This window comes from Streptomyces akebiae (assembly GCF_019599145.1).
GTDB lineage: Bacteria > Actinomycetota > Actinomycetes > Streptomycetales > Streptomycetaceae > Streptomyces > Streptomyces akebiae.
In genome coordinates this window covers 5,382,127-5,398,311 of record NZ_CP080647.1, presented here as the reverse complement: position 1 = coordinate 5,398,311, position 16,185 = coordinate 5,382,127, and the positions used below count along the sequence as shown (strand labels likewise).

10 protein-coding genes are annotated in these 16,185 nt (G+C 69.0%); 2 read left to right on the top strand and 8 right to left on the bottom strand.

Translation table 11 applies throughout. From position 1 onward, the window contains the following. Positions 1-456: 456 nt before the first annotated feature. Positions 457-795: a MerR family transcriptional regulator gene (locus tag K1J60_RS23210; RefSeq protein ID WP_220647858.1), complete on the bottom strand. Its 339-nt coding sequence runs from the start codon at positions 793-795 to the stop codon at positions 457-459. A 763-nt stretch (positions 796-1,558) separates the two neighbouring features. Between K1J60_RS23210 and K1J60_RS23205 the strand changes: the two genes are divergently transcribed. Continuing rightward, positions 1,559-1,918 (top strand): hypothetical protein, encoded by a 360-nt coding sequence (locus K1J60_RS23205; protein ID WP_033526764.1) that lies wholly within the window; start codon positions 1,559-1,561, stop codon positions 1,916-1,918. A 3,514-nt stretch (positions 1,919-5,432) separates the two neighbouring features. Here K1J60_RS23205 and cas3 read toward each other — a convergent pair. From cas3 to casA, 6 genes are all read right to left on the bottom strand, one after another. After that, positions 5,433-8,156, bottom strand: a complete 2,724-nt coding sequence (cas3, locus tag K1J60_RS23200; RefSeq protein ID WP_220647857.1) for a CRISPR-associated helicase Cas3' — start codon at positions 8,154-8,156, stop codon at positions 5,433-5,435. 77 nt (positions 8,157-8,233) lie between these two features. Beyond that, a complete protein-coding gene (gene cas6e / locus K1J60_RS23195) occupies positions 8,234-8,899 on the bottom strand; it encodes a type I-E CRISPR-associated protein Cas6/Cse3/CasE (RefSeq protein WP_220647856.1) in 666 nt (221 codons plus the stop codon). After that, a complete protein-coding gene (gene cas5e, locus K1J60_RS23190; RefSeq protein WP_220647855.1) occupies positions 8,896-9,642 on the bottom strand; it encodes a type I-E CRISPR-associated protein Cas5/CasD in 747 nt (248 codons plus the stop codon). The genes cas6e and cas5e overlap by 4 nt, the downstream gene beginning before the upstream one ends. After that, positions 9,639-10,895, bottom strand: a complete 1,257-nt coding sequence (cas7e, locus tag K1J60_RS23185) for a type I-E CRISPR-associated protein Cas7/Cse4/CasC (protein WP_220647854.1) — start codon at positions 10,893-10,895, stop codon at positions 9,639-9,641. The genes cas5e and cas7e overlap by 4 nt, the downstream gene beginning before the upstream one ends. Continuing rightward, positions 10,892-11,500: a type I-E CRISPR-associated protein Cse2/CasB gene (gene casB / locus K1J60_RS23180; protein WP_220647853.1), complete on the bottom strand. Its 609-nt coding sequence runs from the start codon at positions 11,498-11,500 to the stop codon at positions 10,892-10,894. The genes cas7e and casB overlap by 4 nt, the downstream gene beginning before the upstream one ends. After that, the gene (gene casA / locus K1J60_RS23175; protein WP_259407873.1) at positions 11,497-13,110 is read right to left on the bottom strand and encodes a type I-E CRISPR-associated protein Cse1/CasA; all 1,614 of its coding nucleotides are present in this window, start codon (positions 13,108-13,110) and stop codon (positions 11,497-11,499) included. Before casA ends, casB begins: the two co-directional genes overlap by 4 nt. A gap of 1,290 nt (positions 13,111-14,400) precedes the next feature. Here casA and K1J60_RS23170 point away from each other — a divergent pair. Further along, positions 14,401-14,565, top strand: a complete 165-nt coding sequence (locus K1J60_RS23170; protein ID WP_193381363.1) for a hypothetical protein — start codon at positions 14,401-14,403, stop codon at positions 14,563-14,565. A 491-nt stretch (positions 14,566-15,056) separates the two neighbouring features. Here K1J60_RS23170 and K1J60_RS23165 read toward each other — a convergent pair whose 3' ends face one another. Then, positions 15,057-16,100 carry a serine hydrolase domain-containing protein gene (locus tag K1J60_RS23165; RefSeq protein ID WP_220651643.1) on the bottom strand — a complete coding sequence of 348 codons (1,044 nt, stop codon included), beginning with the start codon at positions 16,098-16,100 and terminating at the stop codon, positions 15,057-15,059. Positions 16,101-16,185 lie beyond the last annotated feature (85 nt).

The following is a 16,185-nucleotide window of genomic DNA, read 5'->3' as shown; positions in this document are numbered from 1 at the left end:
CCCGAGGCGACCCACGGACCTGATCATTACAGTCAGACAATAGGGAATTACATAGCGTGACATCCTGGCGCGGTGTGCGCCATCCGAACGAAAACGCCTTGGGCGGGTACGGCAGGAACACACCCGCGGAGCGATGGAGTATGGGCGGCGGGCGACCGCCACGGTGCGCGGCGGCCGGGGGATCTCCGCTCTGCTGCGTGCGCGCGGCCCGTCGACGGTGCCGCACTCGCGGCCCGATCACGACCGGGGCTGGAGGCGGGCGAAGTGCCCGGAGAACCGTTCGGACTGTTCGGACTGTTCGGACTGTTCGGACTGTTCGGGCCGTTCGGGCCGTTCGGGCCGTTCGGGCCGTTCGGACCGTTCGGACCGTTCGGACCCGAGAACCATCCCCGCGTGTCACGCATCCCTGCCATGTGCGCGCGTGAGGGCCCGCGGATACCGACGGGCCCGCTCACCTCAAGCGTCGGCCGGTGGATCGGACGATTCGTCGGCACGGCGGTATTCGGCGTTGATGCGCTGGGCTTCTTCGAGCTGGTCCTCGAGGATGATGATCCGGCATGCGGCCTCGATCGGGGTGCCCTGGTCGACGAGTTCACGCGCGCGTGCCGCGATACGAAGCTGGTAGCGGGAGTAGCGGCGGTGTCCTCCCCCGGAGCGCAATGGTGTGATCAGTCGCGCTTCGCCGATGGCCCGGAGGAAGCCGGGAGTGGTACCGAGCAACTCGGCGGCCCGGCCCATCGTGTAGGCGGGGTAATCGTCGTCATCGAGACGTCCTAGCGACTCGTCTGCTGTCATCTCACCTCTCTGTGGAACGCGTCGAGGGGCCTTGGTGCCGTACGGCACCAAGGCCCCGAAGGAACTGCAAACACCATCTGCCGACCTTAGTACTGCGTCGGCCTTCTACTTCCGCACAGCCGCCCGATACGCCGACGGGGGTGCGGGGATCGCAGATGCGTGACCGGAGACCACCTGCCTATCGATGTCCTGCGGTACCCGAGCTCATATCTCCGGCCCGGGCGATCCTGATGGCGCTCGACTCCTCCGTTCTTGCCTTGAACCAATTTCTTACCAAACGGGGACTGCGTACGGCGGCCCCTCATCACCGCAGGCCACCCGGTCCGGTCGTCAGTCCCGTCGCCGTCGTACAACAACCTGGCTCCGAAACTCCACCACCGCACCGTCATGCGTGTACTGCTGCCCGGCAGTTCGTGTCTGCCGGGGCTCTCTCGATCTCGGCTACGAGAGAAACGTTAATGAACCAAGTCCCCAATGTCTACTCCAGCGAGCATAGATTTTGGAGCACCAGGTGATGAGGTATCCCTCTCGGGGGTCTGCGCACACCTGGGACCGTCCGCAGCGCAGGTCCGGCGCACGGGTGAGCCCCACAGCCGCGGCAGCGGGGGTTCGGCGGGCCCTTGGCCGACCGTCCGGCCCGCGCCGCCGTAGGCCCCCGCGGTCACCCGCGGGGGCCTACGGCGGCAGGACCGCATGCGCCCGTCTTGCCGGCAGCGCAGCCGCCCGAGCCGCCCGCACGGGACGGTGCATAGAATCCGGTGCCATGCCGAAGCCTGACGAGCTGATCGTTGACATCGCCGCCCTTGTGGAGTCCGGGCACAGCAACCAGATGTCGCTGACCGTGGTCACCGGGGGTGCCGTCATCACCGGTCGCCTGGCTCCCGAAGCCGTGTGGAGGCAGAGGGTGTCGGAGGTACTGACGGACTCCGCCCACCTCAGCGAGTTCTCCGCCGTCTTCGACACCCCCGCGAAGAAGGACGGGCCACCCACGCACCTGCACTTCCATGTCGCCCGGATCCTGCAGGGCACGGTCGGGATCCCGGAGACCGGCGGGATGTACCGCGTTGCGATCGAGGAGGTCAGTGCCTGGACCATGGGCGACTTCAGCTACTCCGACCACTGACCCACAGGCGGCCCGCCGCGCCGAGAACGGCACGGCAAGCAGTGGGGGTTCTGCCGGCGCGCGCCGGCAGAACCCCCACTGCTGTTCGGCTCGCGCCGGTCCCGTCGGCCGGACGGGCATGGAAGTGCCGAGCGTCCCGGAAGCCTGCGACCGACTCAACGAGGTGATCGCGGCCGAGAACCAGGCCCGCAGTGGCTTGAGAACGAAGCAGCGCCCGACCCGACCGAAGCCGACTCAGGCGCTGCGTAGCAGGTCAGAGGGGATGTCCCCCACCCGCGAACCGTAGGCCCTGTGGGACTCGAACCCACAACCAATGGATTAAAAGTCCTGGCCATGGCGTGATGGGTGATTCCGGACGGTGCTTCGAGATCCGGAACCACCAGGTCAGAGCGCGTTCAGGCTCCCGGGCGATCTACCTCGTGACGGCTCGTGCTGCACCATCCGCTCACGCATCGCTCACGCAATAGAGGCTGCTGACCAGTACATTTGCTCCGTTTGGCGCGGCTCTACTCGCCGAGCAGACTCATCAAGCACGGCGCCGACGGCGGCCGGGATCGCGCGTGACCTCCGCGTGCGGAGCAGACACGAGGCCCTTCCACCCGTGATCTCAAATCGCCCGTTGACCTCCGCGAGCGCGGAGCGAAGGACGCGATCGGAGTGTGTCTCGAAGCCGGCATCGGGTGACCTCCGCAGGCGCGGAGCAGACGGAATCCCTGCCCCAAAGACTTGGGAATTCCTCGGCTGGCTTCCGCAAGGGCGGAGCGGACGTCGCCACCAACCTGGCGCTGGACTCCTGGTACGGGTGACCTCCGCGAGTGCGGAGCATCCTCGTTGGGGATCTCGGTGTACGCGGTGAGCTTCGGAGGACCTCCGCAAGTGCGGAGCAGACATCCCGAACCCAGGCGGCCTGCTCCCCTGCTACGGGTCACCTCCGCGGGCGCGGAGCGGACCGGGAAATGTTGGAACGCAAGACAGGCAAAGACGGATGACCTCCGCGAGTGCGGAGCAGATAGGTGCGTGGTCTCGGTTACGGCCGGCAGATACGGGTGGCCTTCGCAGGTGCGGAGCGGACAGCCTGAGGTTGGAGCGGCCGTCCTGCTACGCCGGTGGCCTCTGCGGCTACGGAGCAGACCAGATCCCGGACGACCAGGTCGTGAGCGAGCAGGACGGGTGACCTCCTTGGCGGACTCCTACGTGGCCAGACTGGCGAGGCCGGTCGGCGGGTGACCTCCGCGGGCGCGAAGCAGACGAAGGCTACGTCCGCACCGCCCCGCGCGGTACGGAGTGACCTCCGCAGTGCGGAGCGGACGTGCAGGACGCTCCCTGCCCCAGATGCGAAGCCGGGTGACCTCCGCAAGTGCGGAGCAGGCGGTTGGTGCGCACCGTCCGAGACGCTCAATGACGAGTGACCTCCGCGAGTGCGGATCAGTTGGGTGGCCGCGTCCGCCGCGATCGCCACCACCGGATGACCTCCGCAGGTGCAGAGGTGACGATGATCAGCGCAGCAGCGTGACCTCACCTTCCAGGGGACCTCTGCGAATGCGACGGAGCGGACATGCGGTCGTTGGGCGTCATCACGCCGTCGGACGGGTTCCCTCTCCGGGTGCGGAACGGACGGTGAGCCAATGAGCTCGGACACCTCTCTTTTCGGGGACCTCCGCGAGTGCGGAACAGCCGGCCCGGACCGCCTCACCCATGAACTGGTGTGCGATGACCTCCGCGCGTGCGGAGCAGAATCAGTCGGCGTCCATGCAGGGATGCACGGCAACGGGTTACTTCCGCGGGGGCGGAGCAGACCCCTCCATGATGGGCTCCTTCGCCGTCCTGTCTGGGTTACCTCACGCAGGTGCAGAGCGGACGAGCGCACCACCGCAGACGGCACCGCTGGCACGGGCTTCCTCCACGGGTGCGGAGCAGACTCTCCTACGCCGCCCTGAGTGGGCTTGAATTCCGGGTGACCTCCGTGGGTGCAGAGCAGCCACCAGCGCCGGTGTCGGCCACACCACCGGAACCGGTCAACCTCCGTGCGCGGAGCAGATGCTGCGCAATTCAACACGTATGTCCGCGACAACGGGTGACCTCCGCAGGACGGAGCAATTGCCGTACTTCGGAGGACGTCGGGCGCCTGCATGCGACTGACCTCCGCTGGTACGGAGCAAGCCCGTAGACCATGGCCCAGTTCCGCGGCCTCATCGAGGAACCTCCGCGAGTGCAGAGCGGACAGACGTCGGTTGGGCCGAAGGCGACCGGCAGCGGATGGCCTCCGCACGCGGAGCAGACACCCGACGCGGTGGTATCCAGTACCCGGCCGACGAGTTACCTCCACGAGGTGGAGCGGGCTCTTCTACTTCGGCCCTCAACTGCGCTGGGATCGGGATAGCCTCCGCAGGTCCGGAACAAACGACCGGCACGTCCTGCGCCAGATGAGCGAGGTCCGGCGAACTCCGCGAGTACGGAGCAGACACCTTGATGTCCGGCGCGGGGTCGGCGAAGTGCGGTTGACCTCTGCGAGAGCGGAGCAGACTTCGGCGCCCGTAGGGCAGTTCCGGGACCGCCGGGTGACCTCTGCAGATGCGGAACAGACCAGCTCGTCCAACCGCCCTCCCTCGTCGGCGGCGGGTGACCTCTGCGGGAGCGGAGCAGGCATGGGGAAGGCGCGCGCGAAGGCGCCGAACCCTGGGTGACCTCCACAGGTGCGGAGCAGACTTCCAGCCGAGGGACGCGTAGGTGGTGACGTCCGGGTGACCTCTGCGGGCGCGGAGCAGACAACTGCTGGCGCGACACGAACAACGCGACCAACGGGTGACCTCCGCAGGCATGGAGCAGCCAAGTAGCGGTCCTCCTTCAGGCCGTTGGTCGCCGGGTGACCGCCACGGGTGTGGAGCATCCGACGCCACCGCCCGGCACTACGAGGATCTGCCGGGGTGACCTCCGCGGATACGGAGCGGACTCGTTGGGGACCTCGGTGTATGCGGTTAGCCTCGAGTGACCTCCGTAGATGCGGAGCAGACATCGAATTGAGGGCAGCCATCCTGGATCAGCAGGCGACTCCGCAGGTGCGGAGCGAAGGACAAGATGATGCTCTATCCGGCTGGGGCCTTCGGGAGACCTCCGCGCGGGCGGAGCAGCCTTAACCAGCGCGTACGGTTCGCAGCCGTCGTACAGGTGACCTCTGCCGGTGCGGAGCAGGCATCGCTGCTCAGACGCGGACCCCGCAGCATTACGGGTGACCTCCGCGGATGCGGAGCAGACGAGGACTGGCTGTTCTTCTCCCACCTCGGCGACGGGTGACCTCCGCGGGGGCGGAGCAGACTATTCGTTGACGGTGTCCAGGAAGTCGCCGGCCGGGTGACCTCCGCAGGTGCGGAACGGACAAGAGCCACTTCGAGGTTTGGGAGCGCGAAGGCGGGTGACCTCCGCGGGTGCGGAGCGGACCCTTATTGACCTGGACAGCCAAGTCGGCTTTGCCATTTTGTTATCAAGGTGCGTGGCTCAGGGCCGGGGACCAGCCTGGTTACTGGCGTACGAGGCCGTTCTGTGGGTCGAGGCTGATGGCTCTTCCTGCTGCCCGGTAGGGGTTGATGGCGGTGCGTGTGACCGGGTGGGGGAGCAGGATGAGGTCGCGTAGGCCGGGGATGTGGGACCAGTTGTCGGGGGTGTGAGTGGCGGGGCCGCGGCCGGTGAGCCATTGGCTGTTGACGGGGATGGTGGCCTGCATGAGTTGGCGGATGGTGTGGCGGTCGTTGGGGTCGATGTGCTGGGGCAGGGCGGTTCGGGGGGTGTGGTGGGTGGGGTGGAGCCAGTGGCGGCCGTCGGAGGTGAGGTAGGTGGGCAGGATGCGGATGCTGTCGGCGCCGAGGCGGGTGGTGATCTGGTCGGGGTGTTCGTCGGTGTTGGTGAGGGGGTGCAGGTCGCGGACGGCTGCCGGGGCGGGGATGGCGGTGAGGTGGGCTGTGGCGGCGCGTTGGGTGTCGTCGGCGAGGCGGGCGGTGTCGTCGGCGCCCGCGAACTCGGGTCCGTAGACCTGGTCGACGATGCGTTGGACGTCTTGGGGGACGTTGACCGGTTCGCCGTCGAGGGTGGTGAGGAGGTCGCGGGTGCGGCGTAGGAGGGAGGCCGGGTAGACGTCTCCCCAGGCAGGCGGGGGGAGTTGGCCGGAGGGGATGAGGACGGCCAGGCGGGGTGTGTTCGCCCAGGTGGGGCGGTCGGTGCGGGGGTGGCGGTGGCCGCGGCCGGCTCGCTGGAGGAGGAGGGCGAGTGGGGCGAGGTCGCTGATGACGAGGTCGAAGTCGACGTCGAGTGACTGTTCGGCGACCTGCGTGGTGATCACGACGAATGGCCGGTTGGGGCGTTTGCCGTTGGGGCCGGTCCATCGTTGGAGGCGGCGGGTGATTGCGGTGCGCTGCCGGGCGGGCATCCGGGCGTGGAGGATCCGTACGAGGGGCCGGTCGGTGCTGGTTGCCCAGGTGGTGTCGAGGAGGTCGCGGGTGGCTTGGGCGTCGGCGACGGTGTTGCAGATGATCAACGCGCAGCCCTTGTGGGCCTGTTCGAGGGGGGCGAGGAGGTTGAGGACGGCGCGGGCGCGGCCTCGTGCGCGGTCCGGGTTGTGGGTGTGGGTGCAGGTGATGGTGTCGATGGTGAGCGGGTGGGCTCGGTTGGAGCCGAGGGTGGGTGAGGTGGTGATGGTTCCGGTGGTGTGGTCGGTGTGGGTCCAGCCGGGGTAGCTGGGGTTGATCGGTGGGGTGTCGTGGTGTCCGGCGCCGCGGCGGTAGGCGTGGATGAGGGCTGCGGCGGTGTCGCCGGTGACGGTGGCGGACAGCAGGACGACGGGGACGCCGAGTGCGCCGAGCCATTCGAGCAGGCGCAGGGTCAGCGCGTGGCCGTGGGCGTCGTAGGCGTGGACCTCGTCGATGATGACGGTCTTTCCGGACAGGCCGAGCCAGCGCAGGGCCATGAACCGGTGCGGGAGGACGGCGAGGGCGGCCTGGTCCCAGGTGCCGACGGCGATGCCGGCGAGGAAGCCGCGGTGGCGGCCGCGCAGCCATTCGGCCACGATGTCCGGGCTGCTGGTCGCGGTGACGAGCTGGTCAGGGGTGTAGTCGGCGTCCAGCCAGGCCATCGCGTGCAGCAGCGTGATGGGAGGCGGAGTACGGCAGTTGGCGCGGGCGTACGCGCGGACGCGGGCCCACATGGCGTCGGTGGTGGCCATGGTCGGCAGCAGGAAAGCCAGGCCCTTGGTGCCGGCAGACGGCCCCATGACGCGTTCGGCGAACAGGGCACATTCGGTTTTGCCCTCGCCGGGCGGAGCGGTGATCAGCAGTAGTCCGGGGCCGTTCTTCGCCAGGGCTGGGAGGGACTGGGCGAGGCTGGTCTGAAGGGGGTGCGGGGTCTTGCCGCGCAGGTGGGGGAAGAGGTTGCGAAAGCTGCGGGTGCGTCGCCAGGTGGGTGGGACGAGTTGGGCTTCGCGCAGTGTCTTGGGAGCGGCGCGGCGGGCGCGTCGTGCGTGGGCGTGCCAGTCGTGGGTGCGGTCGCGGTCCCAGCGGCGCTGGCGGGCGCGGATCCAGGGCAGTTGGGAGACGAGCCAGTCGGCAAGGATCACCAGGCCGGTGGTGACCGCTGCGGCGGGGCCGGTGGCCGGGCGGGTGGGCCAGGTGGGGGTGCCGAAGAGGTCGTGGATGAGGTGCATGAGGTGTTCGCGCTGCTCGTCCCACGCCTTCTCCCCCAGGCCGGGTGCGGCGGTGAGCGGGCAGGTGAGTTCGTTTCCCTGATGGGAGAGGGCGATCGGGTAGGTGCCGTGGTGGCCGCCGAGGAGCTGGCCGATCTGGTGGGCCGCACCGCGGGTGGGACGGCCGGTGAGCGGCAGACGGTGCAGGCGGTGCAGGAGTTCCGGCAGGACAAGGTGGGTAGCCCGCTGGTGGCTCGGACTGCTGACGTTGGCGGGTGCGGGTTCGTATCCGGGTTCTCCGGTGAGCGGACCGGCGCCCGGCGCGCAGCCCTGGAAGCCGGGAGTGATCTTGCCGAGGTCGTGGAGGCCGGCGAGGCAGATGACGAAGGTGCGGGCCTCGGGCTCGGTCAGTCCCCAGCCGTCGGCGATGACCGTGCGCTGGCGGGGGGTGAGGTAGCGGTCCCACAGGGCTGCCGCCATCACGGCGGCGTCGATGGCGTGGCAGCCCAGCGGATACGGGTGGGTAAGACCGCGTTCCTTGCCCCACAGCCGGGGCTCGAACGGAGCGGACACGCGCCCTGATTCCTTTCGTACGGACGGGCCACCCGGCCCCGGCGTCGGCCGGGGCTGGGTGGCAAGGACGGTGGGGGTCAGGGGCGGTAGGGGGCGATGGACAGCAGGCCCAGGCCGTAGGCGCGGCCCTGGCCGATGCCGGTGGTGATCGCGGTGCGCAGGGCCTCGGGGTCGGTGACGGTGGCGACGCCCTCGAAGCGCATCGCACGCAACCGGATCCCCTTGGTCTCACTGCGAGAGCCGAGCACGTCGGGCTGCGGGAGGTCGAGGACGAGTTGGTTGGCCAGTCCCGCCCGGCCGGCTTGGCGCTCCCACCAGGCCAGGGCATCCTCGCCGGAGACGGGCACGCGCCTGCCGCGCCGGGCGCCGGGCACCGGCACGCTCTTGATCGGGTTGGCGTCGATCCGGAACCGCACGACGCGGCCTTCGTCCACCCAGTTGAGCAGCGGGCCCAGGTCGCGGTATTCGACCTGGCTGGTGTAGCCGGAGGGCAGGGCGTTGCGGTTGATGGGCAGCGTGGACTGGATCAGCAGCAGCGCACCGGTCTGCTCGCGCTCGATGCGGTAGAGGGTGTTCGTGGCCGTCCTGGGGGCGGGTCCGAGGGCGTCGGGGAACAGGGCCTGGACGGTGGTGTGCAGGCGGGTGGCGTCCTTGAGGTCACGGTGGACGTCCCGGCTGCGGGCTTCAAGGTGGAGCCGGGCCAGGTGCAGCGTCTGGGTGGCGGCCGTCGGGGTGGTGGTCATGCGGCGGCTGCCTCTCGGTAATTGGTCAGTGCGGTGAGCCAGTCAGTGCCCCGGCCCGCGTCGTCGGCGTCGGGCAGCGGGCGTTGCCGCTCCCACACGGGGCGGCCCGTGAAGTGGCGGTGCGGGCCGGGCTGGTCGCGGATCTTCGTGTCCGGCAGGGCTCCGGGCTCGGGGGCGGCGTCGTAGAGGAATGTCACGGGCTCTCGGGCGCCGTACCGCGCTGGGGTGCGGTGCAGCGGCAGGCGGTCGAGTTCGGCCACCGGGTCGCTCACGTCGGACCGGATGAGGATCGGGGTGTCCGGGACGCAGGCACGGCGCCCCAGGTAGGGGGCGAACCGGGGACGCTGGAGGGCCTGGGTGCACCGGGCGAGCGTGGGCTGGGGGCCGGTGACGGCGACGGTGAAGGCGGCGTCGGTCAGGTATTGGCGCTGGGTGAGGATGGTGCCCTCCCTCAGCTTGCGGAACTTGCCGTCGGCGGTGGGCGGGGTGAGATGGCGGGGGTAGCCGCCGCCGACGGTGTGGAAGTCCATCTCCCGCTGGCCCGGCCGGTCCACGCGGATGGTGTAGGACAGCTCGGTGAGGTCGGTGTTGTCACTGTCGCGGGGTCGGCCCAGGCAGCAGGCGAGCAGTCCGGTGAGGCCGGAGCGGGTGGGCCAGCGGTGGGTGGTGCGTACTTCGAAGTCCGCGTCCGAGCCCCAGGACTGCAAGGGTCCGGACAGGTGGAGCAGGAGCCCGCCGCTCACGCCAGCTCCTTGGTGACGGTGTCGCTCACGCGAGTGATCAGCTCGTCCAGGCCGTCGAGGCGGTCGCCCAGCGCGTCGAAGGAATCGTCGGTCAGTCCGCTGTGGGCGTGGGTGATCAGTCCCCCTGTGCCCAGGAAGCGGTGGTGGGCCCGGGCGTGGTCGTTCAGCCGCTGCATGGAGCGGGGCAGGTAGCCCTCGGCGCTGTCGGGCACCGGGGTCTCGTAGGCGCCGACCAGGCTGACCGGGCGGTCCGACCGCAGTGCGGCGTAGGTCAGGTGCGGCACGGTGAACGGGGCGGTGCCGGAGGCTTTGGCCGGCAGGACTGTGGTGATGAAGGCGCGCATGAACTCTGCGAGTACGGCCTGGGCGGTCTGGGTGTCGCCGTCGAGGTTGCGCACAAGTTCGGTGACGTTCAAGGAGGTGTAGCGGTAGAAGGTGGCCGAGGTGTAGCGCTGGTCCCCCATGTGCCCGGCGCCGCGCTCGGTGCCCTCCTCTTCGAGGATGTCGTCGACCGCCGTGAAGTAGTCCAGCTGGGTGCTGGCCGCGTGGGTGCTCAGTCCGTGCGCCATCTGCACCGCGCCGTCCACGATGGAGCCGGACTCGTTGGCGAGCATGCGGCCGAAGGCGGCGACCGAGGCGTTCCTCGACTGAAGGATCGTGAGCACCGCCGCCTTCGGCAGGATCTTGGCCGCGTACCTGGCCAGCGGGCTGCCCTCACCAACGGCGGGCTCTTCCTCGTCGTCCGCTGCCGGTTCCAGGTCGGCGTCCGCCTTCCTGCGGGTCGTCCTCTTCGCCGCCTTCACCGCCTCGGCCTCGATGTCGTAGACCGCCTGGGTGATGTCGCCGCGATGTCCGTCGGCGAGGTCTGCCAGTTCGTCCAGGGCGCTCTCCGGCAGGAACAGCAGGGCATTGGTGCCACCGGAGTCGGCGATACCCAGCCCCTTCACCCCGGCCGCCAGAATCAACATCTGCCCCGCAGCCAGGGCCAGTTCCGGCTGCCAGCCGCGGGCTCCCAGCCGCTTGGCGACGGCCTGTGGCACGCCGCGGGTCCGCAACGCCCGGATGCCGACCGCCCTCTCCACAGCCGTACGGGTGTGCCGCTTGCCGTTCTGCGATGAATTGCGGGCGCGCATCACACCGCCGTAGCGCGCGGACTTCGGAGCCCCCTGCCGATCCCTGTTGAGATTGGAGTAGGGGTAGGACTGGATCAGGTGGAGGTCGACGTGCAGGCTTCCGGGGCCGAAGTTGATCACTTGGTCTTCTCCTCAGCGGTGCGGATGGTGGGGGTGTGGAAGGCGCGGGCCCATTCGACGCGGACGTCGTCCGCCCACTTCGGCCAGCGGGTCAGATCCCGCAGCAGCACCGGCCACTTGACGGGGATCTGCTGCGAGCGCAGCAGCGAGATCGCGCCGGGAAGCTCCCGGTACAGGTCCTCGCCGCCGAGTTCGGCCAGGTGCGACAGCGCGTCGGCGGCGTTCTCCCGGCGCATCGCGCCCGTGCGTGCGGCGCGGGCGTAGGACCAGCCCAGGTTCTGCCACATCTCCGCCGGTTTGACCGCGGGCGGCGGGTTCGACTTCGCCGTGCGGGGGTTGGGGGCGTCGTGGACCGCGTACAGGCAGGCCACGAGCAGATACGGCAGTTCGGCCTCGCGGGTGGGCGCGTAGGAAGGGATCCCTCCGGCAGGCAGCAGATGCATGTACAGCCGCCACGGGGAGGACAGTTCCTCGGCCAGGCCGTCACGCAAGGCGGCCCGGCCGCCCGGGGTGGCACACGCGCTACGGACGGTGCGCATGAACCGCTCGAACGACTCCAGCGGGTTCTTCTTGACCGACGGGGCGGGCGGGGACTCGGTGGTCACGCGGCCTTCGCCCTCCTTCCAGGAGTCCGGGGGTGGGTGAGCTGGGTGCGGGCCTGGGCCACCGGGTGCAACCCCTGCGGGGTGATCGCGGCCGGCCGGGTGATGGCGTCGTAGATCTCCAGGGCCAGGCCGCGAAACCGGGGCACCTCGGCGCTGTCGTGGCTGATCGCCGGCCAGAACAGCGCCTCGGCGCGGTCCCAGTACGCGGCGGTCGCCTCATCCGCCCACGGGCAGGACTTCTCACCGGGCGCCAGGTGCTTCCACACCGTACGAAGAGCCCTGGCCAGATCGGCCGCCGCGCCCTCCGCCGCTCTGCGGGTGTCGGCCACGCGGGCGGCGCGTTGCGGATGCCGGGAAGGAAGGAACGCGGCGATGCTCGCCGGGGTCGTCGCGGCGTACCAGTGTTCGTCCTTCTCCTGTTTCTCCTGGTGGCAGCCCAGCGCCCGCACGCGCACTGGCCCCAGCCCGTCAAGGACTTCCTCGGGAAGGTCGGCGAACGCGGACAGCCAAGCCGGAAGAATCTGCCCCTTGACGCCCGCCGCGGCGGGGTTCTTCGCGTGGATGAAGGCGTCGAAATCCCTCAGCAGGGAACGGCGCCAACTCGCCCGCACCGGGCCACCCTTGGCGCGGTCGATGACGAACGGATCCCGGGCCGCGGGCAGATCCGTCCGCGTGGCCCAGGCCACCCAGCAGCCTGTCGTCTCCGCTCCCGTCTCGTCCGCAGACAGCAGGACGTGGTGGGCGCTCCGGCCGGTCAGCAGCGAGACGGGCCCGCACACGGGTGATGGCAGCAGGGGGTCTTCGAGTTCCTCGCGCTCCCACGGCGCGAGATCCTGTGCCGGATCTTCTCCTCCAGTCGGCGGGGGGCACGCCAGGACGAGTGAGGTGAACAGACTGCCGCCCAGCGGGTGGAAAGACACCAGCGCCCGCAATGGCGCGGCCTTCATGTTCTTGGAGTTCACGCCGCCGTGCCGGCGCTGGGCCCCCGTGCCCGACGGGCCGTAGCCGCGCCAGGCGAGCAGCCAGCCCAGTGCCTCGCCCGACGGTACGGGCACCTCCTGCGGCGTCCGGTCCAGCCACGGCTGGTTCGATCCCGACGGCCTCGGCATCACCAGTTTCCCGGGCGGCGCCTGGCGCGAACACTCCGCCGCAAGACGCGGATCCTGGAGGAACGGCCGGTGCGGATCATAGAGATCGAACCGGTGCCGCCACCGGTCGAAGTACGTGTTCACGGCCCCCGCATCGAACCGGCCCGCCGACAGCAGCCCGTCGAAGCGCTCCTCCCACACATCCCGGTCGGACACATCAAGGCCGCCGGCGCGGACCGCGAGCGCGGTCAGAAGGCGCCGCAGCATCGACTCCACCGCCGGGTTCGCCACCTCAAGGTCCGCCACAGCATGAGCGGCCAGAAGTGCCGTGCGTAGACCGACTCCTCGGCGACCACCAGGCTCAGCCCCCGGCACCAAGGCCGCCAACTCCTCGGGATCCGCGTCCCGACGGAACACCAGCGTGACGCACGGCTGGTCAGCCGCGATGAAAGCACGCAAGATCCCCCCTCCTCCCACTCTCGGAAACGCCAACAGCGCCCGAACTCCGACGAGTTCACGCATAGTCGCCGACATCAAGCAGGGAGTGACGCTAAGGGGACGTATGGAACAGGCGCAACCGGAACCTCCGAACTCACCCCAACTGTCAGAGCCGCCCGATACAGTCCCGGTGGACACGCTCTGCACACACAGAGGTAACCCAGGGACGTATGGGGCAAATCTCCGCAATATCTCCCAGCTCCGCATCAGCGGAGACTCACACCCCCGCCCACCCGATCGGGTGACTTAAATGCATGTCCCACGACTGCGATAGGTCACGATCGAAAGAACGGGCTTGTCGTAACGCATAACAAAATGGCAAAGCACCCCTAACCATGCAGGTCAGCAAGGGTTGGCTCCGCGTCCGCGGAGGTGCCCCGAACTGGGAGTTCAGGTACAGGACGCGGTGCCGGTTGGCTCCGCGTCGCGGAGGTGCCCTGCCAATGGCCCAACTCTGGTGGGCGAGCGCATGGTTGGCTCCGCGTCCGCAGAGGTGCCCCGAGGGGCCGGTGCGCGGCGTAGAGAGTGCGTCCGTTGGCTCCGCGTCCGCGGAGGTACCCCGCGGGAGCAGGTGCGCCAGCTCGGCAACGCGGTGTTCGCTCCGCGCCCGCGGAGGTGCACCGTGCCGCGCCCACAACGACTTGAGCGTGCCGTCGTTGGCTCCGCGCCTGCGGAGGTCACCCGGTGGTGAACGCCCGCGTGAGAGGGTCGATTTGGTCTGCTCCGCACCCGCCGAGGTCGCCCGCACTGATCGACGATCAAGGCCAAGACCGTCGCGTTCGCTTCGCATCCGCGGAGGTCACCCGTCCTTGGAGTCCTGGCCAGAACATGAGGTTGGTTCCGGACGCTTTCCCCACGTCCGGAACCGCCTGGTCAGGAGCACCTCCCCGCACATCGGGCTTCGGTGCCTGACGGCTCCTGCCGGACCGTCCGCTCACGCAGAGCACCCCGCATGAACTGCACCGGAACACTCTGGACAGGCCGCACTTGCGGATCCATCCAAGATCACAAAAAGTAGGCTCAACCCTACAGACACCGGCCCGTTCGACGGTCAGCCTGGGCGCATCGACTCAGCCTCGTTTCTGTGGCGCGGATCTTCAAGATCAGCAAATGCATCAACTGTGATGCGGACACGCGCCCTCACGGCGGCGAGTCTTGTACGCGGCGCCTCAAAGAGGCTCGGCTCGTTGAGTTCAGCCGCATGTCTGCCTGATCGCGTGGGCGAAGCCGAGGGTGATCACGAAATGTACCTAGCGTGGTACAGACTTCGCGGCGCGAGGCGGAGAGGCTGGTGCCCGAGGTGAGGAGCATCCAATGAGCGGGCTCGCGGTGGAATTCGAAGTCATTGCTGCCATTTGTGCCGCGAGGGTTCTGATTCGCCAACTCCGAGGGCTGTTGGTGGACATCGGTAACGCAATCCGCGCTTGGCGCTCCGTGCGCGACGCCTTGCAGAACGAGCAGGAGGAACACCACGGCTGACCTCTGCGCTCGCTCCGACTTGGAGGCGGGCGGTCGGCACCAAGCCAGGGCGTTCGGCAGTCGCGCCGCTGCCACCACTGGGTTGGATCTCTGCGGCTGGCCTGGTGACAAAAGGGCGCGGCGTTCCGTTCGGAACGGAGTGGTGGCAGGGGCTTTCCTGGCCTGATCGCGCTTCTGAAGCGGTATACGCCGGTCGTACAGCGGGGTCCCTCGTGGCGGCGGGCCAGTTGCTACGGGAGCGAACGGCGCACTCTGGTGCGGTGGATGCCCATTGCGCTCGTTACAGTGAGTTCGCGATCGCCCACGGTTGACTACTCCGGCCGTTTGCGCAACGGGAGCGGGCCACGCAAGGGAGGGGAATACGCGCATGATTCAACGCCTGGCCATGGCCTTCGGCACGCTCTCCGCCGTGACACTGGCGTTGACGCGTCTCCCTCTGGAACTTGGCAAGTCGTGGGCTTCTGTGGCCCACTCCGCTCACACCAGCCGCCTCAGTTGAAAGCGAGCGCGCGGTAGACATTGCGGACATCCGTCAGGGGTTGGCGGTCGCGGGTGTAGTAGAGCTTGTTCGTCAAAAGAATTGCCCACCGTCGGCGCCGGGGTGAGATCCACATGCCGGTTCCCGTGAAGCCGTAGTGCACCCAGATGTCGTCGGCTGGATCAGCACCGGGGGCGGGGTGCCAGAACAGCCCACGTGCGGGGGCAAGTGAGCCGGTCTGGACGCTGAGCGACGCCTCGGACCAGGCAGACCCGAAGCCCGCTCGCTCGGGGACAGCGTTGTCGTCCAACATGTAGCGCAGGAAGCGGGCGAGGTCGTCGAGGACGGTGAAGGCGCCGGCGATGCCGCACACGCCGCCGAGGAGGCGGGCGGAGAAGTCGTGGGCGGTGCCCTTGAGGTGGGTGTTGGTGTCCGGGTCGAGTTCGGTGGGCGCGCACCGGGCGACCGTCGCGGCGGGTAGGGGGCCGAAGCGAGTGGCTTTCATGCCCAGGGGCTGCCAGGTCCGTTCCGTGGCGAGTTGGTCGAGGGGCTGGCCGGAGATGTGTTCGGCGAGGTAGCCGAGGATGAGTGCGGCTCGGTCGGTGTATTCGACGGCCTCGCCCGGTGGGCGGTGGAGAGCTTCGTGCAGTACGCCGTCGCGGATGTCCTGGGGGTCGGTGCCGTACAGGTTCTTCAGTTGGGCCCGTAGGGGGACCCCTGCGGTGTGAGTGAGGAGTTGGCGAGCCGTCACGGCCGCGAGCGGGTGGCCTTCGACCTCCATCCAGAACTCGCCCAGCGGGGAGTCGATGTCGAGTTTGCCCTCCTCGAACAGGGCTCCGACGGAGGACCAGACAGCGAGGATCTTGGTGAGGCTAGCGGCATCGAAGACGGTGTCTGGGCGCATCGGAGCATTCGGTTCGTCGGGGTCGAGAACTCCTGTGGTGCCTTGGGCTCGGATGCCCGAAGCGTCGCCGACGGCCCAGACGGCGCCGGGGTAGACCTTGTCGCGGACGCCTTCGTCGAGCAGGGCTTCGATGCGGTCGGTGCGGTACGTCATGGTCTCCCTGTTCGCCGTGGGCATCCCGTCGGCCAGCGTAGTGACGGGAGTGGAAGCGGTTTGGCAATGGCGTGTCGGACATCGG